Genomic DNA, 25,668 nt, shown 5'->3' with positions numbered 1-25,668 from the left:
CCCCGGCGCCCCCTGCTTCGCCCTGCTCGTCCGATCGTCTACTCGACCGTGACCGACTTGGCGAGGTTGCGCGGCTGGTCTACGTCGAGCCCCTTCGCGGTCGAGAGCTCGAGAGCGAACCACTGCAGCGGAATGACCTGCAGGAGCGGCTCGAAGAGGGTGTCGGCCAGCGGCAACCGCACGACGTCGTCAGCGTAGGGCAGCACTGCGGTATCGCCCTTCTCGACCACGGCGATGACCCGTGCGCCACGGGCGCGGATCTCCTGAATGTTCGAGACGACCTTCGAGTGCATGATCGGCGACGTCCGCGGGCTGGGAACCAGCACGAACACCGGCTGACCATGATCGATCAACGCGATCGGGCCGTGCTTGAGCTCCCCGGCGGCGAAGCCCTCCGCGTGGATGTAGGCGATCTCCTTGAGCTTCAAGGCGCCTTCGAGTGCGATCGGGTACCCGACGTGACGGCCGAGGAAGAGCACGGACCGCGTGTCCGCCATCCAGTGCGCGAGCTGTGCGATCTGGTCGCGTGTCTCGATCGCCTCCGCCACCTTCGCGGGCAGCGCCTCGAACTGCTCGACGGCTCGCGTCTGCTCCTCAGCGGAGAACGTTCCGCGAACACGCGCGAGATGCAATCCGATGAGGTAGATCGCAGTGATCTGGGCGACGAACGCCTTGGTCGAAGCGACCGCGACCTCGGGGCCGGCGTGGGTGTACACCGCAGCGTCCGACTCGCGCGGAATGGTCGCGCTCTGCGTGTTGCAGACCGAGATCGTCGTGACTCCGCGCTCGATGGCGTACTTGACCGCCATCAGGGTGTCCATGGTCTCGCCCGACTGACTGACCGAGATGACCAGCGTGCGGTCAGAGAGCACCGGGTCGCGGTACCGGAACTCGTGGCTAAGCTGCACCTCGACGGGAACGCGCGCCCACTGCTCGATGGCGTAGGAACCGACGTGCCCCGCATACGACGCGGTGCCGCAGGCGATGATGATGATGCGGTCGATCTCGCGCAGGCGGTCGTCGCCGAGCGCTGTCAGCTCGGGAATCTCGACCCCCGCGCTCGAGATGCGGCCCCGGAGCGTGTTGCCGACGGCGTCCGCCTGCTCGTTGATCTCCTTCGCCATGAACGACGACCAGCCGCCCTTGTCGGACGCGTCAGCATCCCACTCGACCTCGAACTCCTCGAACTCGACCGTGTTGCCGGAGAAGTCGGTCACGCGCACCTCGGCGGGCGTGATGATCGCGATGCTGTCTTCTTCGACTGCGACGGCGCGCTTGGTGAACGACACGAAGGCGGCGACGTCCGATCCGAGGAAGTTCTCGCCATCGCCGAGGCCGATCACGAGCGGTGAGTGATGGCGAGCCGCGAGAACCTTGCCCGGCTCGTCGCGGTGCATCGCGAGCAGCGTGAACGTGCCGTGCAGGCGTGCGACCACGGCGCGGAAAGCCGTTTCCAGATCGCCCTGACGTGCGACCTCGAGGCCGAGCAGCGCCGCGACGACCTCGGTGTCCGTCTCGCTCAGCAGCTCAACGCCCGCCGACTCCACTTCGCTGCGCAGCTGCGCGAAGTTCTCGACGATGCCGTTGTGGATCACCGCGAGCTTGCCCTCGTCGCCCAGATGCGGGTGAGCATTCACATCGGTGGGTCCGCCGTGGGTCGCCCAGCGAGTGTGGCCGATGCCGGTGCCCGAGGCGTCGAGGGGACTCGCCTCGAGGAGGTCCTCGAGGCGCGCGAGCTTGCCCGAGCGCTTCCGCACGGAGAGCGATCCGTTCGTATCGACGACGGCCACGCCGGCGGAGTCATAGCCCCGGTATTCCAGACGTCGAAGCCCGTTCAGCAGTACCTCGACCGTGTCGTTCGGGCCGACATATCCAACGATTCCACACATGCGGCCTAGTTTAGTGGCACCATTGATGCACGATGACCCAGAACATCTCCCCTCCCGGTGCAACCGTCACGACCGACACGCACCCGCTCATCCGCCCCGAGTTCACTTCTCCGTTCACGGAGATCGGCCGCGACGAGTGGGCCCGGTTGGCCGGAGAGACTCCGATGCCGCTCAGCGAGGGCGAGATCGCAGCGTTCCGCGGCCTCGGAGAACCGCTCGACATGGCGGAGGTGTCTCAGGTGTACCGCCCGCTGAGCCGGTTGATCAACCAGTACGCGATCGCCGCGCGCGAGATGCATCAGCGCACCCGGGGGTTCTTGCAGCGCGGCGGGGAGCGCCAGAGCCCGTTCGTCATCGGCATCGCGGGGTCGGTCGCCGTCGGCAAGTCCACTGTGGCGAGGATCCTTCGGGATCTGCTGGCGCGCTGGCCTGAGACGCCGCAGGTGGAGCTCATCACCACCGACGGCTTTCTCTACCCCGCGGCAGAACTCGAACGACGCGGCATCGCCCACCGCAAGGGTTTTCCGGAGTCCTACGACCGGCGCAGTCTGCTCCGCTTCGTGTCGCAGGTGAAAGCCGGCGTCGATGAGGTCAGGGCGCCCCACTACAGCCACATCGTCTACGACATCGTTCCCGGCGAGTACACCGTCGTCCGCCGGCCCGACATCCTGATCGTCGAGGGACTGAACGTGCTGCAGCCCGCATCGATGGCTCATCCGCTCGCCGTCAGCGATCTCTTCGACTTCTCCGTGTACGTGGACGCCAGATCCTCCGATATTCAGCGCTGGTACCGGCAGCGGTTCCTGAAACTGCGGGAGAGCGCCTTCGCCGACCCCAGCTCGCACTTCCGGCGCTTCGCCACCATCGATGACGATGCGGCGCTCGCGATCGCCGACGAGTTCTGGAACAACATCAATGAGCCCAACCTCGTCGAGAACATCAGGCCGACGCGGGCGCGGGCGAGTCTCGTGCTCCGCAAGGAGTCCGATCATCGCGTGCAGAAGGTGCTGCTGCGCAAATTGTAGGTGGAGCCCCTCGCGGCTCGGCAGGCTCCGGCGCCCGGGCATCGTTTACGCTGGAGGCTATGCGTCATCATCGTTCCATTCGTGGCACCCTGATCGCGGGGCTCGCCGCTTCGCTCGTGCTCGCGGGAACGATACCGGCGATCGCCGTCGACGGCAGCGCGAGCGACTACCCCACGTGGTCGGAGGTGCGGGCGGCGCAGGACTCCGAAGCCGCCGCCGAAGCCGAGTACGCGCGTCTGCAGCGTGCACTGCAGCAGTCCAGCGATGAAGCGACAGCCGCGACGTCGGCTGCAGCGAGTGCCCATGGCCGCGCGAGAGAGGCGCGCGAGGCGGTCGACGCAGCGGTCGCCCGTGAAGCGGCATTGCAATCGCGCATCGAGCAGGCCGAGCAGTCGTTCGGCGACAATGATGAGGCGGTCGGCCGAATGGTCTCCTGGATGTACACCAACGGCACGGGGCTCGCGAGTGCGAGCGCGCTCGCGACCGCGTCCGATCCCGAGGAGTTCATGGCGAAGTTCAGCATGTCGTCTCAGGTATCAGGCACCTGGAACGGCATCGCGGAACGTGCGAAGACGGAGGTCAATTCGGCGGCATCCCTCCACGACCAGGCTGCGGACGCGAAACGCGAGCGGGAGCGTCTGGCCGACGAGGCCGAGGCTGCCGCTGCATCGGCGGACCGGGCGCAGCAGGATTCGGACGCCGCAGTCGCACGCGCGGGTGAGCGGAGCGAGACGATGTACGCCCAGTTGGCCGCCCTGCGCGGTACGACGGCTGCGGCGGAGCGTCAGTATCAGATCGGCCTGCAGGTGGCCGAGCAGGCCGCGGAGCAGGAGCGGCAGCGCGAGGAGGCGGCGCGCCAGCAGGAAGAGCGCGACCGCACTGCGAACCCCCCGGCGGAGCCTCCTGCGGGCGGGTCGGAGTCACCCGGGGGCACCGATCCCGGCACGGGCGGCGGCGATCCGGCCGGCGGTGTCGGCGTCGACCCGGCCGGCGCCCAGGCCCACGCTCGTTCGTCGCTCGGCGCCTACGGTTGGGGTGACGACCAGTTCTCCTGCCTCGTCCCGCTCTGGAACGGGGAATCTGGCTGGCGCGCCGATGCGCTCAACCCCTACAGCGGCGCATACGGCATCCCCCAGTCTCTGCCTGCCGAGAAGATGGCCACTGCTGGCCCCGACTGGCGGACGAACGGCAACACGCAGGTGGACTGGGGTCTCGCCTACATCCAGGCGGCATACGGGAGCCCGTGCGCGGCCTGGGGCGCTTGGCAGGCGCGAGATCCGCACTGGTACTGACGCGGCTCCGACCGGCGCTGCGAGGGAGCGCTGGGGCCCGCTCAGCAGAAACGCCGGCGCCCCGACCCCCGGAGGGGTCGAGCGCCGGCGTTGTGCGAAGCTTCAGACGGCGAGACGTTCGAGCACGATGCCCGCGAGATCATTGGCGAGTCGCTGTGCATCCTCCGCATGCTCGGCTTCCACCATCACGCGGACGACCGGCTCGGTGCCGGAGGGGCGAAGGAGCACTCGTCCGTTGCCCGCGAGCGCGATCTCGGCCTGACGCACCGCCTGCTGCAGCACCTCATCGCCGTGCACACCGGTGCGATCGACTCCGCGAACGTTCACGAGCACCTGCGGGTACACCGTCATGCAGGTGGCGAGCTCCGCAAGCGACTTCCCGGTGCGCACGACCTCTGCGGCGATGTGCAGACCGGTCAGGATCCCGTCGCCCGTCGTCGCGTGATCGCTCATGATCACGTGACCCGACTGCTCCCCGCCGAGGGAATACCCCTCGGCGTTGATCGCCTCGAGCACGTACCGGTCGCCGACGCCCGTCTCGACCACGTCGATGCCGTTGTCTGCCATCGCGAGCTTCAGGCCGAGGTTCGACATCACTGTGGCGACGAGCGTGTTGCGGACGAGCTTTCCGCGGCGCGCCATCGACAGTGCGAGGATCGCCATGATCATGTCGCCGTCGACGACCTCACCGGCAGCGTCCACGGCCAGGCAGCGATCGGCATCGCCGTCGTGCGCGATCCCCAGATCGGCGCCGTGCTCGATGACCGCGGCGGCCAGCGGCTGGAGATGCGTGGATCCCACGCCGTCGTTGATGTTGAAACCATCGGGGTCGTTGCCGATGACGGTGACGCGCGCCCCAGCATCGGTGAACACGTCGGGCGAGATGCCGGCGGCTGCGCCGTGCGCGCAGTCGAGCACGACGTGAACGCCGTCGAGGCGCGTACCCTCGAGCGTCCCGAGCAGATGCACGAGGTACCGATCCTCCGCATCCGCGAAACGGCGGATGCGTCCGACCTCCCGGCCGGTGACGGCCACGACCGGACCGTCCATCGCGGATTCGATCTCGTCCTCGACGTCATCCGCGAGCTTGCGACCGCCCTCGGCGAAGAACTTGATCCCGTTGTCCGCTGCCGGATTGTGCGAGGCCGAGACCATGACGCCGAAATCGGCGCCGGTGTCTGCCACGAGATAGGCCGCCGCCGGAGTCGGGATCACGCCGGCGTCGAGCACGTCGACACCCGCAGAAGCGAGACCGGCAGAGACTGCCGCGGAGATGAACTCGCCGGAGACGCGCGGATCGCGCGCAACGACGGCCACAGCACGACGGCTCTCGCCCCGGGCAGAACGCCCGAGAACGAGAGCCGCAGCGCGAGCGAGGCTGAGGGCCAGCTCGGCAGTCACATCGACGCCAGCCAGCCCTCGAACCCCATCGGTGCCAAATAGGCGTCCCATGTGTTGGAAGCCTCGATTTAGCGCTTCGAGTACTGCGGCGCCTTGCGGGCCTTCTTGAGACCGGCCTTCTTGCGCTCCTTGATGCGCGCATCGCGGCTCAGGAAGCCGGCCTTCTTCAGAGTCGCGCGGTTGTGCTCTTCGTCGATCTCGTTCAGCGCACGAGCGATGGCGAGACGCAGCGCGCCAGCCTGGCCCGAGGGGCCGCCGCCGCCGATGCGAGCGATGATGTCGTACGAGCCGTTCAGCTCGAGAGCGGTGAACGGATCGGTGATGAGCTGCTGGTGCAGCTTGTTCGGGAAGTACTCCGCGAACTCGCGTCCGTTCACCGTGAAGGTGCCCGAACCGGGGATGAGGCGCACGCGGGCGATGGCCTGCTTGCGGCGGCCCACTGCTGCACCGGGAACGGTGAGCGCGGGACGGGGCGACGCGACGGCGGCCTGGCCGGCCGGCGTCTCGGTGGTGTAGCTCTCGGTGGCCACGGTCTGCTCTTCAGTCACTGTGAATTCTCTCTCTGAGGTCTCGGGGCGCGATTACTGCGCGACCTGGCCGAAGGTGTAGGGGGTGGGCTGCTGAGCAGCGTGCGGGTGCTCAGCACCTGCGTACACCTTCAGCTTGCGGAACAGATCGGCGCCGAGCGAGTTCTTCGGAAGCATGCCGCGGATGGCCTTCTCGACCGCGCGCTCCGGGTTCTTCTCGAGCAGCTCGGTGTAGCTGACCGAACGGAGACCGCCCGGGTAGCCCGAGTGACGGTAGGCGCGCTTGTTCTTCGCCTTGTTCCCGGTCAGCACGACCTTGTCGGCGTTGATGATGACCACGTAGTCGCCCATGTCCATGTGGGGCGCGAAGGTGGTCTTGTGCTTGCCGCGGAGCAGAGCCGCTGCGTGCGATGCGAGGCGACCGAGCACCACGTCGGCTGCGTCGATGACGACCCAATCGTGCTTCTGCTCGGCGGCCTTCGGTGAATACGTGCGAGTCACTTGTGTGCTGCTTTCTGTCGAATTGGAGGAGTTCGTGAATCCCACTCCGGTGCGTGGTCCCCGAGGGGTGCGCGCGCGGCTGGAGGGCTCAACAAATCGGGTGCTTTCGCACCAAAGATCAACACTAGCACAGAACGGACGCCGAGGCCCGCTCAGTCGATCGCGCTGCGGCGCGCTCGTGTCGCCGCGGCGCGCGCCTCGAGGGCATCGTTCGGCGGATACGCGATCTCCTCGAGCGAGAGCCCGTGTGCCGGCATCACCGTGAAGCGGCTCGTCCGCGCGCGCGCATCGCGGAGCGCGACGAGCTCCTCGTGATCGATGCGTCCGCTTCCGACCGCGACGACCGCGCCGATGAGCGCACGCACCATCGAGTGGCAGAATGCGTCGGCCTCGATCCGAGCGGCGTACGCTCCGTCTTCCGCGCGCCTCCACTCGAAGCGCAGGAGGTCGCGCACGGCCGTCGCCCCCTCGCGGGCTTTGCAGAACGTGGTGAAGTCGTTGAGACCGAGCAGCTCGTCTGATGCGCGTTGCACGGCGTCGAAGTCGAGGGGGCGTGGAACCTCGGCCGTGTACCGCGCGACCAGAGGATCCTTCCGCATTCCAGCCCCGATGAGTCGATACTCGTACCTGCGCCTGAGCGCGGAGAAGCGGGCATCGAAGGCCGCGGGGACGACGTGCGCCGCGTGCACGACGACGTCCGGGGCTGCACGGCTGACGATCCCGGTCAGCTTCCGCGCGCGAAGGCGGGCGAGCTCGGGGGCTTCCCAGGCCGGTTCCTCAGGTCGGCGCCGCGCGGTCCATTTCTCGAGTTGCGCAGGGGTGACGTCCAGATGCGCCACTTGGCCGCGCGCGTGCACTCCTGCATCGGTGCGCCCGCCGACGGTGAGGCGCACGGAGGCGGGGTCGTCGACCCGCAGCAGCATTGCGAGGGCGCCCTCCAGGCTCCCCTGCACGGTGCGCAGGCCCGGCTGTGCGGCCCAACCCGAGAAATCGGTGCCGTCGTACGAGAGATCGAGCCGCAGGCGTACCGAAGCAGAGTGGTGCATGCATCGATCCTGCCAGATGCCTCAGAGTGCCGGTCACGGCGCAACGTACACTGGATGCCCGAGGCGCCCCGGCCGGGACCGCGCCGCACTCGACACTATGACTCAGACTCCTCCGACACGTGCACTCCCCCGCGCCGACCGGCTCGGGGGGCTCGACGGACTCCGCGCCATCGCGGTCGGCCTCGTGCTCTGCTACCACCTCTTCCCCGGTCCACTGCCCGGCGGGTTTCTGGGCGTCAACATCTTCTTCGTCATCAGCGGCTTTCTGATCACCACGCTGCTGCTGCGAGAGCATGCGAGCACGGGGCGAATCCGGCTCGGTCACTTCTGGCGACGTCGCGCTCGACGTCTGCTCCCAGCGCTCGGGCTGGTGCTCGCGGTCTCGACAGCCGTCGCGGTGCTCGTCGACCGCGACCTCCTCGTCGGAATCGGACGTCAGATCGCGGGCGCCGCATTCTTCGTCGGCAACTGGACCTCGATCGCGGCCGGCGCCGACTACTTCGCGCGAGACGCTCCCGAGCTCTTCCGCAACACCTGGTCCTTGGCGATCGAGGAGCAGTACTACATCGTTCTCCCGCTCCTGCTGCTCGTCATCGTCAGGATCCGGGGCCGCGTGCTGCGCGCGCTCCCCCTCGTCGCGCTCGGCACGGCCTCCGCGTTCCTCATGATCGCGCTCTCCGCTGGCGGCGCTGAGCCGACCCGGGTGTACTTCGGTTCCGATACGCACTCGTTCGGGCTCGCATTCGGCGCGGCCCTCGCACTCCTCACGACAGGAAGGTCATCCGAGCTGCCGCACCGGGGACCGGGCCGGTACGCCCAGCTCGCGTTGACCGGTATCGCCCTGGCCGGGCTCGGCGTACTGGGCTGGCTCGCGGTGACCCTGCAGGAGGGCGGCGAGCAGAGCTTCGCCTGGGGCTTCCAGTTGGCCTCCCTCGCCGCACTCCTGACCGTGTGGGCGGTGACGAGGCCGGGCGCATGGATCGGTGCGGCGCTCGACGCACGGCCTTTGCGGTGGGTCGGAGAGCGCTCGTACGGCATCTACCTCTGGCACTGGCCGTTGCTGCTGCTCGTCGCAGCGGGCCTCGGAACGGGATCGCCGTGGATCGTGGGCGCCGTGACGTTGGCGCTGACGCTCATCACGGCGGCGCTCTCGTTCCGATACATCGAGGAGCCCGTGAGACGGTTCGGCCTCAGGCGGTCACTCATGCTCCTGGCGCGGCCCGACCGAGCGTTCCGAGGCCGAAGGATTGTTCCGGCCGTGGTGGCTTCCGTGCTGGTCCTCACCGTGCCGGCCACCGTGTTCGCCGTCGCCACGGCGCCCGCGCAGACCTCAGCAGCAGATGCTGTAGAACGAGGCGCAGCCGCGCGCGATGCGTCGCAGTCGGAGGCGTCTGAGGCAGCGGGCGCCGAGGACGGACCGGACGCGAGCTCAGGTGCTGCCGCCGCAGGCGAGAGCTCGACGAAGCCCGACGAGCCGATCGCCGCCGCCGGTACCGACATGAGCGCCATCGGAGACTCGGTGATGCTGGCGAGCCTCCCCGAGCTCGAGGAGCGTTTTCCGGGCATAGCGATCGACGCATCCGTATCGCGCAGCATGGGAGCCGGCGTCGCACTCGCATCGGAGCAGGCGGGTACCGACGTCCTGCGCCCCGTGCTCCTCGTCGGCCTCGGGACCAACGGGCCCGTGCGACTCGAAGAACTCGACAGCCTGCGACAGTCGGCTGGCGACCGGCTCATCGTGCTCGTCAACGCGCACGCGGATCGCGAGTGGGTTCCCGGCGTCAATGACGCTCTCACGGCCTACGCCGACACCCATCGCGGCGTCGTCGTCGCCGATTGGGAGGGGACGATCTCCGCCGCCCCGCCGTCCGCGCTCGCGGGTGACGGGATCCACCCGAACCCGAGCGGCGGCGAGCTCTACGCCGACTGCGTGGAGAACGCTCTCGAAGAGCTGCAGCGCCCCGGCGAGGGCATCGGCTACGCGTTGCCGCGCCGCTGACCGAACCGCCGTCGCGGGAGATACGGCAACCCGCGCCCCTGCAACCCGAAAGCCCCCGGTGCGCAGAACGCAACGGGGGCTTTCGAACAGTCGAACGAGGAGGCTACTCGGCCTTCTCCTCGGCGGGTGCCTCGGTGGTCTCCTCAGCGGGCGCCTCGGTGGTGGTCTCCTCAGCGGGCTCTTCTGCAACCGGAGCGGCGGGCTTCTCAGCCTTCGGCTTCGGCGTGACCGGCTCGAGCACGAGCTCGATCACGGCGAGCGGGGCACGATCGCCCTTGCGGAATCCGGTCTTGACGATGCGGGTGTACCCGCCCTCGCGGTTCTCGACGAGCGGTGCGATCTCCGTGAAGAGCTCGTGGACAACCGACTTGTCGAGGATCTGACGCATGACGCGACGACGCGAGTGCAGGTCTCCCCGCTTCGCGAAGGTGACGAGGCGCTCGGCGACGGGCTGCAGGCGCTTGGCCTTCGTCTCCGTCGTCTGAATGCGCTTGTGCTCGAAGAGCTGCGAAGCCAGCTGGTTCAGCATCAGACGCTCGTGTGCGGGGCCGCCTCCGAGGCGGGGGCCCTTGTTGGGCTTGGGCATTATTTACTCCAGTAAGTGTGCGGTCGGGCGGACAGTGCCGAACCGTTAGTTGTTGTCGTCTTCGTAGCTGTAGAACTGCGCACCGTCGAACCCGGGCACCGCGTCCTTGAGCGAGAGGCCCATCTCGGTGAGCTTGTCGCGCACCTCGAAGACCGACTTCTGGCCGAAGTTGCGAATGTTCATCAGCTGCGCCTCGGAGAGCGCTACCAGCTCGCTCACCGTGTTAATGCCCTCGCGCTTGAGGCAGTTGTAGCTGCGCACCGAGAGATCCAGATCCTCGATCGGGATCGAGAGCTCACCCTCCGCGACGACCTCGACCGGCGCGGGGCCGATCTCGACGCCCTCGGCCGCGGTGTTCAGCTCGCGCGCGAGCCCGAAGAGCTCGACGAGCGTCGAACCTGCAGACGCGATCGCGTCGCGCGGCGAGATGGCGGGCTTCGACTCGACATCGACGACCAGGCGGTCGAAGTCGGTGCGCTCGCCGGCTCGGGTCGCTTCGACGCGGTACGTGACCTTCAGCACCGGCGAGTAGATGGAGTCGACCGGGATACGGCCGACCTCAGCGTCCTCGTTGCGGTTCTGAGCGGCCGAGACGTATCCGCGGCCGCGCTCGATCGTCAGTTCGAGTTCGAACTGAGCCGAGTCGCTGAGCGTTGCGATGACGAGCTCGGGGTTGTGCACCTCGACACCCGCCGGAGCCGAGATGTCGGCGGCGGTGACCTCGCCGGCGCCGGTCTTCCGGAGGTACGCGGTGATCGGCTCGTCATGCTCGCTCGAGACGACGAGATCCTTGATGTTGAGGATGATCTCGGTGACGTCCTCGGTCACGCCCGGGATGGTCGTGAACTCGTGGGCGACGCCCTCGAAACGCACGCTCGTGACCGCGGCGCCGGGGATGGACGACAGCAGGGTACGACGCAGCGAGTTACCGAGCGTGTAGCCGAAGCCGGGCTCAAGCGGCTCGATGGCGAAACGCGAACGGAACTCGGAGATCGATTCTTCAGTCAGAGTGGGTCGCTGTGCAATCAGCACGGTGTGTGATCCTTTCGCTGGAGTCCGCTATATGACTCATGCGGTATCGGGATTGAAGTGGGCTGAAGCACCGGGGAGAGCCGGTGCTGAATACGACGGATCGCCGCCACTGGGGCGGCAGTCGCGCCGGCTCGCGCCGGCGCGACCTTCCGATCAGACGCGGCGACGCTTCGGCGGACGGCAGCCGTTGTGCGTCTGCGGCGTCACATCGTTGATCGAACCCACCTCGAGGCCAGCGGCCTGCAGCGAGCGGATCGCGGTCTCGCGGCCCGAGCCCGGGCCCTTGACGAAGATGTCGACCTTCTTCATGCCGTGCTCCTGCGCCTTGCGCGCAGCGGACTCAGCGGCGAGCTGAGCGGCGAACGGGGTCGACTTGCGCGAACCCTTGAAGCCGACGCCGCCTGAGGAGGCCCAGCTGATCACGGCACCGGTGGTGTCGGTGATCGAGACGATCGTGTTGTTGAAGGTCGACTTGATGTGGGCCTGGCCCACGGCGACGTTCTTCTTGTCCTTGCGACGCGGCTTGCGAGCCGCGGTCTTTGGTGCAGCCATTGAGTGTTCTCCTGAAAAGCTCTGTGTGTAGGTCTAACGGACCGGCGTTACTTCTTCTTGCCGGCGACGGTGCGCTTCGGGCCCTTGCGGGTACGAGCGTTCGTCTTGGTGCGCTGACCGTGCACAGGCAGGCCCTTCCGGTGGCGGAGCCCCTGGTAGCTGCCGGTCTCCACCTTGCGGCGGATATCGGCTGCGACCTCGCGGCGAAGATCGCCCTCAACCTTGAAGTTGCCTTCGATGTAATCGCGAAGCGCGACCAGCTGCTCATCCGACAGGTCCTTGACGCGGATGTTGCCATCGATGCTGGTGTCGGCGAGCGTCTTGAGCGCGCTCGTGCGCCCGACGCCGTAGATGTAAGTGAGTGCGATCTCAACGCGCTTATCGCGTGGGATGTCGACTCCTGCGAGACGTGCCATGTTGGCTCTCCTTGCGGATCGTGGAGGTGTGGTGCGCATCGGGGGTTCGGGCCTCCGGCCCGAGGTGTCCCCTGCACGAAATGAGGTGGGCTGGTGAGCTCACCGCGGATCTCTCACGGACGCTGCGCGTTCCGATTCCATGAGATCCGCGCAGGTTCTTCGATGCGCTGGATCAGATATTCAGTTGTGTGTTCTGCAGAGCCGCCGGCGACGGCAGGGACTCAGCCCTGGCGCTGCTTGTGGCGCGGGTTGCTCTTGCAGATCACCATGACGCGTCCGTGGCGGCGAATGACCTTGCAGTGATCGCAGATCGGCTTGACGCTGGGATTGACCTTCATGATGGTTCCTTCGTGTGTATCGCTGTCCTCGTACTCGCGGAGTGCCGCGAGTCGTTACTTCCCAGCGACCTACTTGTAGCGGTAGACGATACGGCCGCGGGTCAGATCGTAGGGCGTCAGCTCAACGATCACGCGATCCTCGGGAAGGATGCGGATGTAGTGCTGACGCATTTTGCCTGAGATATGAGCGAGCACTTTGTGTCCATTGGTCAACTCGACGCGGAACATCGCGTTGGGCAGAGCCTCGACGATGTGTCCCTCGATCTCGATGACGCCGTCTTTCTTCGCCATAGCCTCACTATCGCTTGCGTAGGTGTACTGGTCATGCGAATGCTCAGCTTCTGCGTCTCCGACCGCGATCCGACTACGGTCGGCGCGAACGCAAAAGCAGGCGCAAAGCACCAAAGATCAAGAGTACTCGGCGTGTCGCCTTTTGTAAAGCTCGCCGAGTGTCGCGTCGTGGCGGACGTGATTCCTGCGTCCCTAGACGAACGGCACGGGCCGGACTCCGAGCGGCTCGAGGCCGCTCGCTCCCCCGTCGGGTGCGGTGAGCACCCAGATGCCGCGCTCGTGCACGGCGACGCTGTGCTCCCACTGCGCGCTCATGGATCCGTCGGCGATCGTCACCGTCCAGTCGTCGTCCTCGACCACGGTGTCAATCCCGCCTGCCGAGATGATGGGTTCGATCGCGACGACGAGCCCCGGCTTCACCTCCGGTCCGCGTCGGCGCGTCGGCACGTTGAACACCGGAGGATCCTCGTGCATGCTGCGACCGATGCCGTGACCGATGTAGTCCTCGAGCACCCCGAAACTGCTGTGGGCTCTGACGTAGGCGGCGACGGCTTCTCCGACCTCTCCGAGGTGGGATGCCGAAGCGAGACGCGCGATTCCCCGCCACATCGCCTGCTCGGTGACATCGCTGAGATGCTGGTTGGCCGACGTCCGCTCCGGGTCGGCGTGGTCGGGCAGCACCGCTGTGAATGCAGCGTCTCCGTGCCACCCGTCTACCACCGCCCCCGCGTCGAGAGCGACGATGTCGCCCGCTTCGAGCGGACGGTCGGTCGGGATCGCATGAACGACGTGCTCATTCACGTTCGCGCAGATCGTGTGGCGGTACCCGGGCTCCAGCATGAAGTTCGGAGATCCGCCGTGCTGCCGGACGGCGCGCTCAGCGATCGCGTCGAGCTCGAGCGGGGTGATTCCGGGAGCCACCTCTGCCCGCATCGCGGAGAGCGCGGCCGCCGTGGCGCGACCGGGAGCGACCATCTGGCGGAGCTGCGCCGGCGTCTTGTAGATCGAACGTCGCAGCAGGCCTCGACGCGCCAAGGGCTACTGCCCGACTCGCGCGTTCAGCTGCGCAGCGAGGCCCTCAGCGATCCGCTCCGACACCTCGTCGACGGAGCCGAGCCCGTCGACGGAGACGAGGATGCCCCGCTTGGAGAACAGCTCGATGAGCGGTGCGGTCTGCTCGGCGTACACGTCCTGGCGATGACGAATGACCTCTTCGGTGTCATCGGAGCGCCCCTCGACCGCCGCTCGCTTGAGCAGACGTGCCACGACCTCCTCTGGGTCCGCTTCGAGCAGCACGACGGCGTCGAGCGACGAGCCGTTGAGCATCCCGTCGAGCGCGCGCACCTGGTCGACTGTTCGCGGGTACCCGTCGAGCAGGAATCCCGAAGCCGCGTCGTCCTGCGAGAGGCGATCGGCGACAATGCGGTTCGTGAGCTCGTCTGGCACCAGCTCGCCCTGTTCGATGACGGCCTGCACCTGCTGCCCCAGTTCCGTACCGCCCTGGATGTTGGCGCGGAAGATATCACCGGTGGAAATCGCCGGAACCTGGTAGCGCGCTGCGATGCGACCGGCCTGCGTCCCCTTGCCGGCTCCGGGCGGGCCGATGATGAGCAGTCGCGCGGTCGTCTCTGCGGTCACTTGAGGAGCCCTTCGTAGTGGCGCTGCTGCAGCTGCGCGTCGATCTGCTTCACGGTCTCGAGCCCGACACCCACGATGATGAGGATCGATGCACCGCCGAACGGGAAGTTCTGGTTCGCCCCGAAGAACGAGAGCGCGACGAGCGGAAGCAGTGCGATGACACCGAGGTAGAGCGATCCTGCGCTGGTGATGCGGGTGAGCACGTAGTTGAGGTACTCCGCGGTCGGCCGACCGGCGCGGATGCCCGGGATGAACCCTCCGTACTGCTTCATGTTGTCGGAGACTTCTTCCGGGTTGAACGTGATCTGCACGTAGAAGAAGGTGAAGCCGATGACGAGGAGGAAGAAGACGAGCATGTAGAAGGGCTGGTCGCCGTAGACCAGGTTGTTCTGGATCCAGACCACCCACGGCTTCGGGTCCTCGCCGATCTGCGGTTGGTTGAACTGCGTGATGAGCATCGGCAGATACAGGATCGCCGAGGCGAAGATCACGGGGATCACGCCCGCCATGTTGACCTTGATCGGGATGTACGTGCTGCTTCCGCCGTATGTACGGCGCCCGACGACGCGCTTGGCGTACTGCACCGGGATGCGACGCTGCGACTGCTCGACGAAGACGACAGCCGCTACCACCAGCAGGCCCACCCCGAGAACTATGAAGAACACTTCCCAGCCGCGCGACTCCTTGATGACCCACATGGCGCCGGGGAAGGTTGCCGCGATCGAGGTGAAGATGAGGAGCGACATGCCGTTGCCGACGCCTCGCTCGGTGATCAGTTCGCCGAACCACATGATGAGGCCGGTACCGGCCGTCATCGTGATGATCATGATCAGCACCGCCCACCATTCCTGGGAGACGAGATTCTGGCACGCCTGGTTGGCGGCGGCGCCGAAGAGCTGTCCCGAACGCGCGACGGTGATGAGCGTCGTCGACTGCAGGATTGCGAGCGCGATGGTCAGGTAGCGCGTGTACTGCGTCAGCTTCGCCTGGCCGGCCTGGCCTTCCTTGTGGAGCGCCTCGAAGTGCGGGATCACGACGCGGAGCAGCTGCGTGATGATCGATGCCGTGATGTACGGCATGATGCCGAGCGCGAAGATCGACAGCTGCAGCAGTGCTCCACCGCTGAAGAGGTTGATCATGTCGTAGAGGCCCGAGCTGCCCTGGTTCTGGTTCGCCACCAGGCACGCTTGAACGTTGTTGAAGTCTACGAACGGTGCTGGGATGAATGACCCGAGCCGGAACAACGACACGATGGCGAGCGTGAAGACGATCTTCCGCCGCAAATCGGGTGTCCGGAAGATCCGTCCGATGGCGCTGAACAAAATCTGCCTCCTGGAACGTCGTAAGGGGCTTCGCCTACCGACGAGAACCAATTGCTCCAGCCTACACGGCGTGTGCCGCGTGACCGAGCCATCGCCGTGATTGGCGGATGAAACAAGACAGCGGGGGTGGGCGGGAACGGCATGAATGCCGTCCCCGCCGAGCCCCCGCTACTCGGGAGATCCCCGAGGGTGTTGCTGGTCCGAACGGACCGTTACTTCACTGCTCCGCCTGCGGCGACGATCTTCTGCTCAGCGGAGCTCGAGACCTTGTCGACCTGCACGTTGAGCTTGACCTGGAGGTCGCCGTTGCCCAGCACCTTGACGGGCTGGTTCTTGCGAACGGCGCCCTTGGCCACGAGATCCTCGACGGTGACGTCGCCACCCTGGGGGTAGAGCTCAGCGAGCTTCGCGACGTTCACCACCTGGTACTCGGTGCGGAACGGGTTCTTGAACCCGCGGAGCTTCGGGGTGCGCATATGCAGCGGCATCTGCCCACCCTCGAAGCCGACCTTGACCTGGTACCGAGCCTTGGTGCCCTTGGTACCGCGGCCTGCGGTCTTGCCCTTCGATGCCTCGCCACGACCCACGCGGGTCTTGGCCTTCTTGGAACCGGGAGCCGGACGGAGGTGGTGCGCCTTCAGCACCGACTCACGCTCCTCGTTGTTCTCGCTCATACGTCGATCTCCTCAACCACTACCAGGTGAGCGACCGCGCGAATGTAGCCGCGGTTGGCCTGAGTGTCTTCACGAACGACCGACTGGCCGATCTTCTTGAGACCCAAGCTCCGCAGCGTGTCGCGCTGGTTCTGCTTTTCACTGATGACGGACTTCGTCTGCGTAACCTTCAGGCTCTTCGCCATTACGCACCTGCCTTTGCCTTCGCGGCAGCGTCGGCCGCGGCCTTCGCCTCAGCGCGCACGATGCGGGCCGGAGCGACGCGGTCGAAGTCGAGGCCGCGGCGAGCTGCGACGGAGCGGGGCTCCTCGAGCTGCTGCAGTGCCTCAACGGTCGCATGCACGATGTTCAGGGTGTTCGACGAACCGAGCGACTTGCTCAGCACATCGTGGATGCCGGCGCACTCGAGTACGGCGCGCACCGGGCCACCGGCGATAACACCGGTACCTGCTGCTGCCGGACGCAGAAGTACGACACCGGCTGCGGCCTCGCCCTGCACGGGGTGCGGGATGGTGCTGCCGACGCGGGGCACGCGGAAGAAGTTCTTCTTGGCCTCTTCGACACCCTTTGCGATGGCGAGAGGCACCTCCTTCGCCTTGCCGTAGCCGACGCCGACGGTTCCGTTGCCATCGCCCACCACGACGAGCGCGGTGAAGCTGAAGCGACGGCCGCCCTTGACGACCTTCGAGACGCGGTTGATGGTGACGACGCGCTCGAGGAACTGGCTCTCGTTGCGGTCGCGGCCGCCGCGCTCGTTGCGGGTTCCGCGATCGCGGCTCCCGCGACGCTGCTCGCGCGGCTCGTTGCGGTGATCCTGAGCCGGAGCGGCCTGCCCGGCCGTCGTCTCAGACTGGGCCTCTGCAGACACTTGCTGCTCCTTCGTTTCGTTGCTCACAGGGTCAGCCCCCCTTCGCGAGCGCCATCGGCGATCGCTGCGACGCGACCGGCGTACTTGCTGCCGCCGCGGTCGAATACCACAGCGTCGATGCCGGCGCCCTTGGCGCGCTCAGCGACGAGTTCGCCGACCTTGCGGGCCTTGGCGGTCTTGTCGCCGTCGAACGAACGCAGATCGGCTTCCATGGTCGAAGCCGAAGCGAGGGTGAGACCCTTCGAGTCATCGACGACCTGTACGAAGACGTGGCGGGATGAGCGGTTGACGACGAGACGGGGGCGAACCTCCGTGCCGACGATCTTCTTGCGCAGGCGGGTGTGGCGGCGAACGCGCGCAGCCGACCGACCCTTAGCCCGGGATACTGAAGCGGCCATGGGTTACTTACCAGCCTTTCCTGCCTTGCGACGGACAACCTCGCCCGCGTAGCGAATGCCCTTGCCCTTGTAGGGCTCCGGCTTCTTCAGCTTGCGGATGTTGGCTGCGGCCTCGCCGACAGCCTGCTTCGAGATCCCGCTGACGGTGATCTTGGTGTTGCCCTCGACCGCGAGCGTGATGCCCTCGGGGGCGTCCACGTTGACCGGGTGCGAGAAGCCGAGCGCGAGCTCGAGGCCGGTGCCCTTCTGCTGCACGCGGTATCCCGTGCCGACGACCTCGAGCTGCTTGGTGTAGCCCTCGGTGACGCCGATGATGTTGTTGTTGATGAGCGTGCGGCTGAGGCCGTGCAGCGCTCGGGAATCGCGCTCGTCGTTCGGGCGGGTGACGAGCACCTGACCGTCCTCGAGTGCGACGCGGATGGGATCTGCGACGACGAGCGAGAGCTCGCCCTTCGCGCCCTTGACCGTGACCTTCTGGCCGTCGATCTTGACATCTACACCGCCGGGAACGGCGATGGGAAGCTTACCAATACGTGACATGACGCCTTACCACACGTAAGCGAGGACTTCCCCGCCAACGCCCTTCTGCTCAGCCTCGCGGTCAGTCAACAGACCCGAGGAGGTGGACAGGATCGCGATGCCGAGTCCGCCGAGCACGCTCGGGATCTCGGTCGAGCCCGCGTACACGCGAAGGCCGGGCTTGGAGACCCGCTTGATGCCCTCGATCGAACGCTCGCGGTTCGGGCCGTACTTCAGCGACATGGTGATGGTCGTGCCCACGCGTGCGGCCTCGACCTTCCAGTCCTGGATGTAGCCTTCGCGCTTGAGGATCTCAGCGATCCGCTCCTTCAGCTTCGAGCCGGGGAGCGAAACGTCGTCATGATGCGCAGAGTTTGCGTTGCGCAGCCGGGTCAGCATATCTGCTACCGGATCAGTCATCGTCATGAGTGACTCTTTCTTTCTCGCCTGGTTTCATACGCCGGTACACCGACGCATGACCTGGGTGACACACGGATTGGGTGCCCGGGGATTCCCGAGCACCCTCGCCGTTTGGACTATTCAGTTATTCCGACTTGAAGGGGAAGCCGAGCGCGCGAAGCAGCGCACGGCCCTCATCGTCGGTCTTCGCGGTGGTCACGACAGTGATGTCGAACCCACGCACGCGATCAATCTTATCCTGATCGATCTCGTGGAACACACTCTGCTCGGTCAAACCGAAGGTGTAGTTGCCGTTTCCATCGAACTGGCGCGGCGAAAGGCCACGGAAATCGCGGATACGGGGCAGAGCCAGGTTCACCAGGCGGTCGAGGAACTCCCACGACCGATCGCCACGGAGCGTGACGTGAGCACCGATCGCCTGGCCCTCGCGCAGCTTGAACTGCGCGATGGACTTGCGAGCCTTGGTGACCATGGGCTTCTGACCGGTGATCTTCACGAGATCGGCGATCGCGCCCTCGATCACCTTGCTGTCGCGAGCGGCTTCACCGACACCGGTGTTCACGACGACCTTGACGACGCCGGGAACCTGCATGATGTTGGCGTAGCCGAACTCTTCGCGCAGCTGCGGAACGATCTCGGAGCGGTACTTCTGCTTCAGGCGGGGCTGAGCGGTGGTCGCTGCAGTCTCGGTCATGCGAGATCCTTCCCGGACTTCTTCGCGAAACGAACGCGAACAGTCTTCTTCTTGCCGTCTTTCTCGACTTCCTCGACGCGGAACCCGACGCGAGTCGGCTTCTTCGTCTCGGGGTCGACGACTGCGACGTTGGACACGTGGATCGGAGCCTCGACGGTCTCGATGCCACCCTCGCGGGTGCCACGGTCCGACTGGCCGACGCGCACATGCTTGGTGACGAAGTTGACGCCCTCCACCACGATGCGATCGGTTTCGGACAGGACCTCGATTACTCGACCCTGCTTGCCCTTGTAGCCGCCGCGTTCCTGCGACGGGCCAGAGATGACCTCGACGAGGTCACCCTTCTTGATCTTTGCGCCCATAGGACTAGATCACCTCCGGTGCGAGCGAGACGATCTTCATGAACCGCTTGTCGCGGAGTTCACGTCCGACCGGCCCGAAGATGCGGGTGCCGCGGGGCTCCCCGTCGGCCTTGAGGATAACGGCGGCGTTCTCGTCGAACGCGATGTACGATCCGTCACCACGACGGGTCGACTTGCGCGTCCGGACGATGACGGCCTTGACCACATCGCCCTTCTTGACGTTGCCACCGGGGATCGCGTCCTTGACGGTCGCGACGATCGTGTCGCCGAGACCGGCGTAACGACGCTTCGAGCCACCGAGGACACGGATCGTGAGCAACTCCTTGGCGCCGCTGTTGTCGGCCACCTTGAGTCGGGATTCCTGCTGAATCACTTGCTACTCCTTCACTGAGTAAGCCCGAGGGCTTACTTCGCCTTCTCGAGGACCTCGACCAGACGCCAGCGCTTGGAAGCGCTCAGCGGCCGGGTCTCGTGGATGAGCACGAGATCGCCGATACCGGCCGTGTTCTGCTCGTCGTGGGCCTTGACCTTCGACGAGCGGCGGAGCACCTTGCCGTACAGCGGGTGCTTCACACGGTCCTCGACCTCGACAACGATGGTCTTCTCCATCTTGTCGCTGACGACATAGCCGCGGCGGGCCTTACGGTAGCCGCGCTGTTCCTTCTCGACCTCAGCCATGTCTAGGCCTCCTTCGTCTCAGCGGCGGCATCCGCCTGCTCGGTCTTCTTGCTGCTCTTCTTCGCCTTTGCGGGCGCAGCAGCAGGGGTGGCACGAATGCCGAGCTCACGCTCGCGCAGCACGGTGTAGATGCGAGCGATGTCGCGCTTCACCTGACGAACGCGGCCGTGGCTTTCCAGCTGGCCGGTAGCCGACTGGAAGCGAAGGTTGAAGAGTTCGCCCTTCGCCTTCTTGAGCTCTTCGGCCAACCGCTCGTTCTCGAAACTATCGAGCTCGGTGATGGCCAGTTCTTTGGTACCGATCGCCATTACGCGTCGCCCTCCTCGCGCTTGATAATGCGGGCCTTGAGGGGCAGCTTGTGGATGGCGCGGGTGAGCGCCTCGCGTGCGAGCTCCTCATCGACACCGGCGACCTCGAAGAGGACGCGGCCCGGCTTGACATTGGCAACCCACCACTCGGGCGAGCCCTTACCCGAACCCATGCGGGTTTCCGCAGGCTTCTTGGTCAGGGGACGATCGGGGTAGATGTTGATCCACACCTTGCCGCCACGCTTGATGTGACGCGTCATGGCGATACGAGCGGACTCGATCTGACGGTTGGTCACGTAGGCGGGGGTCAGTGCCTGGATACCGAACTCGCCGAAGGCGATCTCGTTACCGCCCTTGGACTGACCGGTGCGGCTCGGGTGGTGCTGCTTGCGGTACTTGACTCGACGGGGAATCAGCATGCTTACTTCTCCGCTCCTGCTGCAGCGGGTGCAGCCTCGGCCTGTGCACTACGGGGTGCACGGCGGCGGTCGCCGCGGTCGCGCGACGGCTTCTGGGCCGCCTGCTCACGAGCGAGTTCCTTGTTGGTCAGGTCGCCCTTGTAGATCCAGACCTTCACGCCGATACGACCGAAGGTGGTCTTCGCCTCGTAGAAGCCGTAGTCGATGTTCGCGCGGAGCGTGTGCAGCGGCACACGGCCTTCGCGGTAGAACTCCGAACGGCTCATCTCGGCGCCGCCGAGGCGGCCGGAGACCTGGATGCGGATGCCCTTGGCGCCGGCGCGCTGAGCGCCCTGCAGACCCTTGCGCATCGCACGGCGGAACGCCACGCGAGCAGCGAGCTGCTCGGCGATGCCCTGTGCGACGAGCTGAGCGTCAGCCTCGGGGTTCTTGACCTCGAGGATGTTGAGCTGGATCTGCTTGCCGGTGAGCTTCTCGAGGTCAGCGCGGATGCGCTCGGCCTCGGCGCCGCGACGACCGATGACGATACCGGGACGTGCCGAGTGGATGTCCACGCGAACACGGTCACGGGTGCGCTCGATCTCCACGCGGGACACGCCCGCACGGTCGAGCTGCTTCGTCAGGTGCTGACGGATCTTGATGTCCTCGGCGAGGTAGTCAGCGTAGCGCTGCCCGGCCTTCGTCGAGTCCGAGAACCAACGCGACACGTGATCGGTGGTGATCCCGAGGCGGAAGCCATAGGGATGAATCTTCTGGCCCATACCTAGGCTCCCTTCTTCACGGCGGCGAGCTCATCAGCCGTCTGCAGCACGACAGTGATGTGGCTGGTGCGCTTGTTGATACGGAATGCGCGGCCCTGAGCACGGGGGCGGAAACGCTTGAGCGTTGCGCCCTCGTCCACGAATGCACGAGCTACGACGAGCTCGTCCTCGTTGAGACGCAGGTTCTCCTTGTCGGCCTTGACGCGCGCATTCGCGATCGCCGAAGCGACGAGCTTGAAAATCGGCTCCGCTGCGGCCTGCGGGGCGAACTTCAGGATGGCGAGTGCCTCCTGAGCGTTCTTCCCACGGACCAGGTCAATGACACGACGGGCCTTCTGGGGGGTGATGCGGATGTGACGCAGACGTGCGGTCGACTCCACCATTTCTCTTCCTCCTTCACGTCACCGCTTAGCGGCGACGGCCCTTCTTGTCGTCTTTCACGTGACCGCGGAAGGTACGCGTGGGCGCGAATTCGCCCAGCTTGTGACCGACCATGGTCTCCGTTACGAACACGGGGATGTGCTTCCGACCGTCGTGCACCGCGATGGTGTGTCCCAGCATCGCCGGGATGATCATCGAGCGGCGCGACCAGGTCTTGATCACGTTCTTGGAGCCAGCTTCGTTCTGGACAATCACCTTGTTCAACAGGTGGTTATCGACGAAGGGGCCCTTCTTGAGACTACGAGGCATCTTCTACTCTCTCCTACCTGTCGACTAACGCTTCTTGCCAGCGTTGCGGCGACGCACGATGAGCTTGTCGCTTTCCTTGTTCGGATGGCGCGTACGGCCTTCCTTCTGGCCCCAGGGGCTGACCGGGTGACGACCACCGGAGGTGCGGCCTTCGCCACCACCGTGGGGGTGATCCACCGGGTTCATGACGACACCACGCACGGTCGGGCGGACGCCCTTCCAGCGCATGCGGCCGGCCTTGCCCCAGTTGATGTTCGACTGCTCGGCGTTGCCCACCTCGCCGACGGTCGCGCGGCAGCGCGCGTCGACGTTGCGGATCTCGCCCGACGGCAGACGCAGCTGGGCGTAGGGGCCGTCCTTCGCCACGAGGCGAACCGACGCACCTGCGGAACGAGCGAGCTTCGCTCCCCCGCCCGGCTTCAGCTCGATCGCGTGGATGACCGTACCGGTGGGGATGTTGCGCAGCGGCAGGTTGTTGCCGGGCTTGATGTCAGCACCGGAACCCGACTCGACGACGTCGCCCTGCTTGAGCTTGTTCGGCGCGATGATGTAGCGCTTCGTGCCGTCCACGAAATGCAGCAGCGCGATGCGCGCCGTGCGGTTCGGGTCGTACTCGATGTGCGCGACCTTGGCATCCACGCCGTCCTTGTCATGACGACGGAAGTCGATGACGCGGTACTGGCGCTTGTGGCCACCACCGATGTGACGGGTGGTGATCCGGCCCTGGTTGTTGCGGCCGCCGGTCTTGGAGAGCGGACGGAGCAGCGACTTCTCAGGCGTCGAGCGGGTGATTTCAGCGAAATCAGCAACGCTCGACCCACGACGACCCGGGGTCGTCGGCTTGTACTTGCGAATTGCCATGATGTGTTCCTCTTCGCCCCTTCTACAGCGCAGCCGTGAAGATGTCGATGGAGCCCGACTTCAGGGTGACGATGGCGCGCTTCGTGTCCTTGCGCTTGCCCAGACCGAACTTCGTTCGACGGGACTTGCCCTTGCGGGTCAGCGTGCGGACCTTGGCGACCTTCACATTGAAGACCTCCTCGACGGCGAGCTTGATCTCGGTCTTGTTCGACTCGGGCTGCACCTCGAAGGTGTACTGGCCGTTGGCGTCGATGAGACCGTAGCTCTTCTCCGAGACGATCGGGCGGATGATGACGTCGTGTGCGGACTTGTTCAAGCTCACTTCGTGTCCTCCTGAGCGGCACGGCCATCGACGAATGCGTCGAAGGCGGCCTTGGTGAAGACGAGATCGTCGCTGACGACCACGTCGTAGGCGTTGAGCTGATCCTGGAACAGCACGTGAACGTGCGCCAGGTTGCGAACGCTAAGCGCCGTCAACTCATCTTCACGGGTGATGACCACGAGCACGCGCTTGCCCGGCGCGACCGACGCGAGGAACTCGCGAGCAGCCTTCGTGCTGGGCTTGTCGGCGATGCCGAACGTCTCGACGACGTGCAGACGGTTCGCGCGGGCGCGATCCGACAGCAGGCCGCGAAGCGCAGCGGCGATCATCTTCTTCGGGGTGCGCTGAGCGTAGTCGCGCGGCACGGGGCCGTGCACGACGCCGCCGCCGCGGTGCTCAGGAGCGCGAACCGAGCCCTGACGAGCGCGGCCGGTGCCCTTCTGCTTGAACGGCTTGACACCCGAACCGGAGACCTCGCCGCGGTTCTTGGTCTTGTGCGTACCCTGACGCGCAGCTGCGAGCTGAGCGGTGACCACCTGGTGGATCAGCGGGATGTTGGGGTCGACACCGAAGATGGTCTCGGGAAGGTCAACCGACCCGGCCTTCTTGCCCTGAGCGTCGAACACCTCGAGCTTGGTAGCGGTAGCCATGAACTACGCCCCCTTCACTGCGTTGCGAACGAATACGAGACGACCGCGCGCTCCGGGAACCGCACCCTTGACCAGGATGAGACCCTTCTCGGCGTCGACCGCCTGAACGGTGAGGTTCTGCACGGTGACGCGCTCGCCACCCATGCGACCGGGCATGCGCTGGCCCTTGAAGACACGACCGGGAGTGGCTGCGCCACCGATCGAGCCGGGCTTGCGGTGGTTGCGGTGCGCGCCGTGCGACGCGCCAACGCCCTTGAAGTTGTGACGCTTCATGGCGCCGGCGAAGCCCTTGCCCTTCGAGGTGCCGACGACGTCGATCAGCTGACCGGCTTCGAAGGTGCCGTCGACGGTGAGCTCCTGACCGAGCGCGTACTCCGACGCATCGGAGGTGCGGACCTCGGTGAGGTGACGGCGCGGCGTGACGCCGGCCTTCTCGAAGTGACCTGCGGTCGGCTTGTTCACCTTGCGGGGGTCGATCTGACCGGCGGCGATCTGCACGGCGCTGTAGCCGTCGACCTCTGCGGTGCGGATCTGGGTGACGACGTTCGGTGCCACCTCGATGACGGTCACGGGAACGACGTTCCCGTTCTCGTCCCATACCTGCGTCATACCGAGCTTGGTGCCCAGAAGACCCTTCACGTTACGTACTACTGACATGTCCGGATCCCCCCTTAGAGCTTGATCTCGATGTTGACGTCGGCAGGCAGGTCGAGACGCATGAGCGAATCGACAGCCTTCGGGGTGGGATCGACGATGTCGATGAGACGCTTGTGCGTGCGCTTCTCGAAGTGCTCGCGGCTGTCCTTGTACTTGTGGGGCGAACGGATCACTGCGATCACGTTCTTCTCCGTCGGGAGCGGCACGGGGCCGATCACGGTCGCACCCGCGCGGGTCACCGTGTCGACGATCTTGCGCGCGGAGCTGTCGATGACCTCGTGGTCATACGACTTCAGTCGGATGCGGATCTTCTGTCCCGCCATGTGACTCTCTACTTTCTACTTGCGTCGTACCACCACCCGGAGGTCGTGGCATTGGACGTCTTACGTACCAGCGCCCTGGCTGCAGCGCTTTCGCGCTTCGTGCTGGGTCTCTGTTCACCTGTCAAAACCGGCCGGCCCGTATGGACGGGCGAGGCGGCCCCGCGCGCACGAAAGCGGCCGGACTCACGTCTGGCCGCCGAACGGCGTGC

37 protein-coding genes are annotated in these 25,668 nt (G+C 66.0%); 3 read left to right on the top strand and 34 right to left on the bottom strand.

All coding sequences use genetic code 11. The features are described 5' to 3' along the window. Nucleotides 1-38 precede the first annotated feature (38 nt). Nucleotides 39-1,889, bottom strand: coding sequence for a glutamine--fructose-6-phosphate transaminase (isomerizing) (gene glmS / locus JSQ98_RS14545; protein WP_090147143.1), 1,851 nt, complete (start codon nucleotides 1,887-1,889; stop codon nucleotides 39-41). A 32-nt stretch (nucleotides 1,890-1,921) separates the two neighbouring features. Here glmS and coaA point away from each other — a divergent pair, with 32 nt between their 5' ends. Then, nucleotides 1,922-2,914 carry a type I pantothenate kinase gene (gene coaA, locus JSQ98_RS14540; RefSeq protein ID WP_200329800.1) on the top strand — a complete coding sequence of 331 codons (993 nt, stop codon included), beginning with the start codon at nucleotides 1,922-1,924 and terminating at the stop codon, nucleotides 2,912-2,914. 59 nt (nucleotides 2,915-2,973) lie between these two features. Continuing rightward, a complete protein-coding gene (locus JSQ98_RS14535; protein WP_211650293.1) occupies nucleotides 2,974-4,206 on the top strand; it encodes a coiled-coil domain-containing protein in 1,233 nt (410 codons plus the stop codon). Nucleotides 4,207-4,308: 102 nt separating this feature from the next. Here JSQ98_RS14535 and glmM read toward each other — a convergent pair whose 3' ends face one another. From glmM to JSQ98_RS14515, 4 genes are all read right to left on the bottom strand, one after another. Next, nucleotides 4,309-5,658 (bottom strand): phosphoglucosamine mutase, encoded by a 1,350-nt coding sequence (gene glmM / locus JSQ98_RS14530; protein WP_211650291.1) that lies wholly within the window; start codon nucleotides 5,656-5,658, stop codon nucleotides 4,309-4,311. A 17-nt stretch (nucleotides 5,659-5,675) separates the two neighbouring features. Then, nucleotides 5,676-6,155, bottom strand: a complete 480-nt coding sequence (rpsI, locus tag JSQ98_RS14525; RefSeq protein ID WP_090147138.1) for a 30S ribosomal protein S9 — start codon at nucleotides 6,153-6,155, stop codon at nucleotides 5,676-5,678. Between the two features lie 33 nt (nucleotides 6,156-6,188). Further along, nucleotides 6,189-6,635, bottom strand: a complete 447-nt coding sequence (rplM, locus tag JSQ98_RS14520) for a 50S ribosomal protein L13 (protein ID WP_010156429.1) — start codon at nucleotides 6,633-6,635, stop codon at nucleotides 6,189-6,191. A gap of 152 nt (nucleotides 6,636-6,787) precedes the next feature. Further along, nucleotides 6,788-7,681, bottom strand: coding sequence for a tRNA pseudouridine synthase A (locus tag JSQ98_RS14515; protein WP_211650289.1), 894 nt, complete (start codon nucleotides 7,679-7,681; stop codon nucleotides 6,788-6,790). A 97-nt stretch (nucleotides 7,682-7,778) separates the two neighbouring features. Between JSQ98_RS14515 and JSQ98_RS14510 the strand changes: the two genes are divergently transcribed. Beyond that, nucleotides 7,779-9,680 carry an acyltransferase family protein gene (locus JSQ98_RS14510; RefSeq protein ID WP_211650287.1) on the top strand — a complete coding sequence of 634 codons (1,902 nt, stop codon included), beginning with the start codon at nucleotides 7,779-7,781 and terminating at the stop codon, nucleotides 9,678-9,680. 103 nt (nucleotides 9,681-9,783) lie between these two features. On the opposite strand, the gene rplQ is transcribed toward JSQ98_RS14510, so the two are convergent. The 29 genes from rplQ to rpsJ all read right to left on the bottom strand — a co-directional run bounded on the left by rplQ (nucleotide 9,784) and on the right by rpsJ (nucleotide 25,459). After that, nucleotides 9,784-10,266, bottom strand: coding sequence for a 50S ribosomal protein L17 (gene rplQ, locus JSQ98_RS14505; protein ID WP_090147135.1), 483 nt, complete (start codon nucleotides 10,264-10,266; stop codon nucleotides 9,784-9,786). A gap of 45 nt (nucleotides 10,267-10,311) precedes the next feature. Next, a complete protein-coding gene (locus JSQ98_RS14500; RefSeq protein WP_058594071.1) occupies nucleotides 10,312-11,298 on the bottom strand; it encodes a DNA-directed RNA polymerase subunit alpha in 987 nt (328 codons plus the stop codon). Between the two features lie 153 nt (nucleotides 11,299-11,451). Next, the gene (gene rpsK, locus JSQ98_RS14495; RefSeq protein WP_010156423.1) at nucleotides 11,452-11,850 is read right to left on the bottom strand and encodes a 30S ribosomal protein S11; all 399 of its coding nucleotides are present in this window, start codon (nucleotides 11,848-11,850) and stop codon (nucleotides 11,452-11,454) included. 47 nt (nucleotides 11,851-11,897) lie between these two features. Next, nucleotides 11,898-12,266 carry a 30S ribosomal protein S13 gene (gene rpsM, locus JSQ98_RS14490; RefSeq protein ID WP_090147134.1) on the bottom strand — a complete coding sequence of 123 codons (369 nt, stop codon included), beginning with the start codon at nucleotides 12,264-12,266 and terminating at the stop codon, nucleotides 11,898-11,900. A 221-nt stretch (nucleotides 12,267-12,487) separates the two neighbouring features. Continuing rightward, the gene (gene rpmJ, locus JSQ98_RS14485; RefSeq protein ID WP_005050492.1) at nucleotides 12,488-12,604 is read right to left on the bottom strand and encodes a 50S ribosomal protein L36; all 117 of its coding nucleotides are present in this window, start codon (nucleotides 12,602-12,604) and stop codon (nucleotides 12,488-12,490) included. Nucleotides 12,605-12,673: 69 nt separating this feature from the next. Next, nucleotides 12,674-12,895 carry a translation initiation factor IF-1 gene (gene infA / locus JSQ98_RS14480; protein ID WP_010156420.1) on the bottom strand — a complete coding sequence of 74 codons (222 nt, stop codon included), beginning with the start codon at nucleotides 12,893-12,895 and terminating at the stop codon, nucleotides 12,674-12,676. Between the two features lie 192 nt (nucleotides 12,896-13,087). Continuing rightward, nucleotides 13,088-13,930: a type I methionyl aminopeptidase gene (map, locus tag JSQ98_RS14475; RefSeq protein WP_211650285.1), complete on the bottom strand. Its 843-nt coding sequence runs from the start codon at nucleotides 13,928-13,930 to the stop codon at nucleotides 13,088-13,090. Between the two features lie 3 nt (nucleotides 13,931-13,933). Then, nucleotides 13,934-14,533, bottom strand: coding sequence for an adenylate kinase (locus JSQ98_RS14470; protein WP_211650283.1), 600 nt, complete (start codon nucleotides 14,531-14,533; stop codon nucleotides 13,934-13,936). Then, nucleotides 14,530-15,855 carry a preprotein translocase subunit SecY gene (secY, locus tag JSQ98_RS14465; RefSeq protein ID WP_090147129.1) on the bottom strand — a complete coding sequence of 442 codons (1,326 nt, stop codon included), beginning with the start codon at nucleotides 15,853-15,855 and terminating at the stop codon, nucleotides 14,530-14,532. Before secY ends, JSQ98_RS14470 begins: the two co-directional genes overlap by 4 nt. Nucleotides 15,856-16,067: 212 nt before the next feature. Then, nucleotides 16,068-16,529, bottom strand: coding sequence for a 50S ribosomal protein L15 (gene rplO / locus JSQ98_RS14460; protein ID WP_090147125.1), 462 nt, complete (start codon nucleotides 16,527-16,529; stop codon nucleotides 16,068-16,070). Next, nucleotides 16,526-16,714 (bottom strand): 50S ribosomal protein L30, encoded by a 189-nt coding sequence (rpmD, locus tag JSQ98_RS14455; RefSeq protein ID WP_090147122.1) that lies wholly within the window; start codon nucleotides 16,712-16,714, stop codon nucleotides 16,526-16,528. The genes rplO and rpmD overlap by 4 nt, the downstream gene beginning before the upstream one ends. Then, nucleotides 16,714-17,424, bottom strand: a complete 711-nt coding sequence (gene rpsE, locus JSQ98_RS15185) for a 30S ribosomal protein S5 (protein WP_090147120.1) — start codon at nucleotides 17,422-17,424, stop codon at nucleotides 16,714-16,716. The genes rpmD and rpsE overlap by 1 nt, the downstream gene beginning before the upstream one ends. Next, a complete protein-coding gene (gene rplR / locus JSQ98_RS14445) occupies nucleotides 17,421-17,795 on the bottom strand; it encodes a 50S ribosomal protein L18 (protein ID WP_010156412.1) in 375 nt (124 codons plus the stop codon). Before rplR ends, rpsE begins: the two co-directional genes overlap by 4 nt. 3 nt (nucleotides 17,796-17,798) lie before the next feature. Then, nucleotides 17,799-18,335, bottom strand: a complete 537-nt coding sequence (gene rplF / locus JSQ98_RS14440; protein ID WP_090147118.1) for a 50S ribosomal protein L6 — start codon at nucleotides 18,333-18,335, stop codon at nucleotides 17,799-17,801. Nucleotides 18,336-18,341: 6 nt separating this feature from the next. Next, nucleotides 18,342-18,740: a 30S ribosomal protein S8 gene (rpsH, locus tag JSQ98_RS14435; RefSeq protein WP_010156409.1), complete on the bottom strand. Its 399-nt coding sequence runs from the start codon at nucleotides 18,738-18,740 to the stop codon at nucleotides 18,342-18,344. Between the two features lie 118 nt (nucleotides 18,741-18,858). After that, nucleotides 18,859-19,428 (bottom strand): 50S ribosomal protein L5, encoded by a 570-nt coding sequence (gene rplE, locus JSQ98_RS14430; protein ID WP_010156408.1) that lies wholly within the window; start codon nucleotides 19,426-19,428, stop codon nucleotides 18,859-18,861. After that, nucleotides 19,425-19,790, bottom strand: a complete 366-nt coding sequence (gene rplX, locus JSQ98_RS14425; RefSeq protein ID WP_090147116.1) for a 50S ribosomal protein L24 — start codon at nucleotides 19,788-19,790, stop codon at nucleotides 19,425-19,427. The genes rplE and rplX overlap by 4 nt, the downstream gene beginning before the upstream one ends. Before the next feature lie 4 nt (nucleotides 19,791-19,794). Then, a complete protein-coding gene (gene rplN, locus JSQ98_RS14420) occupies nucleotides 19,795-20,163 on the bottom strand; it encodes a 50S ribosomal protein L14 (protein WP_058594067.1) in 369 nt (122 codons plus the stop codon). A 32-nt stretch (nucleotides 20,164-20,195) separates the two neighbouring features. Further along, the gene (gene rpsQ, locus JSQ98_RS14415; RefSeq protein WP_010156405.1) at nucleotides 20,196-20,468 is read right to left on the bottom strand and encodes a 30S ribosomal protein S17; all 273 of its coding nucleotides are present in this window, start codon (nucleotides 20,466-20,468) and stop codon (nucleotides 20,196-20,198) included. 2 nt (nucleotides 20,469-20,470) lie between these two features. Next, on the bottom strand, nucleotides 20,471-20,776 hold the full coding sequence (gene rpmC, locus JSQ98_RS14410) for a 50S ribosomal protein L29 (RefSeq protein WP_010156404.1): 306 nt from the start codon (nucleotides 20,774-20,776) through the stop codon (nucleotides 20,471-20,473). Beyond that, the gene (gene rplP / locus JSQ98_RS14405) at nucleotides 20,776-21,195 is read right to left on the bottom strand and encodes a 50S ribosomal protein L16 (RefSeq protein WP_090147114.1); all 420 of its coding nucleotides are present in this window, start codon (nucleotides 21,193-21,195) and stop codon (nucleotides 20,776-20,778) included. Before rplP ends, rpmC begins: the two co-directional genes overlap by 1 nt. Before the next feature lie 2 nt (nucleotides 21,196-21,197). After that, nucleotides 21,198-21,956: a 30S ribosomal protein S3 gene (gene rpsC, locus JSQ98_RS14400; RefSeq protein WP_211650281.1), complete on the bottom strand. Its 759-nt coding sequence runs from the start codon at nucleotides 21,954-21,956 to the stop codon at nucleotides 21,198-21,200. A 2-nt stretch (nucleotides 21,957-21,958) separates the two neighbouring features. After that, the gene (gene rplV / locus JSQ98_RS14395; RefSeq protein ID WP_090147112.1) at nucleotides 21,959-22,339 is read right to left on the bottom strand and encodes a 50S ribosomal protein L22; all 381 of its coding nucleotides are present in this window, start codon (nucleotides 22,337-22,339) and stop codon (nucleotides 21,959-21,961) included. A gap of 25 nt (nucleotides 22,340-22,364) precedes the next feature. Continuing rightward, nucleotides 22,365-22,646, bottom strand: coding sequence for a 30S ribosomal protein S19 (gene rpsS, locus JSQ98_RS14390; RefSeq protein ID WP_010156398.1), 282 nt, complete (start codon nucleotides 22,644-22,646; stop codon nucleotides 22,365-22,367). A 24-nt stretch (nucleotides 22,647-22,670) separates the two neighbouring features. Next, on the bottom strand, nucleotides 22,671-23,507 hold the full coding sequence (gene rplB, locus JSQ98_RS14385; RefSeq protein WP_211650279.1) for a 50S ribosomal protein L2: 837 nt from the start codon (nucleotides 23,505-23,507) through the stop codon (nucleotides 22,671-22,673). 22 nt (nucleotides 23,508-23,529) lie between these two features. Next, a complete protein-coding gene (rplW, locus tag JSQ98_RS14380) occupies nucleotides 23,530-23,829 on the bottom strand; it encodes a 50S ribosomal protein L23 (RefSeq protein WP_010156396.1) in 300 nt (99 codons plus the stop codon). Further along, nucleotides 23,826-24,479, bottom strand: coding sequence for a 50S ribosomal protein L4 (gene rplD / locus JSQ98_RS14375; protein ID WP_010156395.1), 654 nt, complete (start codon nucleotides 24,477-24,479; stop codon nucleotides 23,826-23,828). Before rplD ends, rplW begins: the two co-directional genes overlap by 4 nt. A gap of 3 nt (nucleotides 24,480-24,482) precedes the next feature. After that, nucleotides 24,483-25,136 (bottom strand): 50S ribosomal protein L3, encoded by a 654-nt coding sequence (gene rplC / locus JSQ98_RS14370; RefSeq protein WP_090147108.1) that lies wholly within the window; start codon nucleotides 25,134-25,136, stop codon nucleotides 24,483-24,485. A 14-nt stretch (nucleotides 25,137-25,150) separates the two neighbouring features. After that, nucleotides 25,151-25,459: a 30S ribosomal protein S10 gene (rpsJ, locus tag JSQ98_RS14365; protein ID WP_010156393.1), complete on the bottom strand. Its 309-nt coding sequence runs from the start codon at nucleotides 25,457-25,459 to the stop codon at nucleotides 25,151-25,153. Nucleotides 25,460-25,668 lie beyond the last annotated feature (209 nt).

It is taken from the genome of Leucobacter manosquensis, from assembly GCF_018304845.1.
Lineage (GTDB): Bacteria > Actinomycetota > Actinomycetes > Actinomycetales > Microbacteriaceae > Leucobacter > Leucobacter alluvii.
Note: the sequence above shows the minus strand (reverse complement) of the source record. Positions and strands in the feature narration are given on the sequence as shown.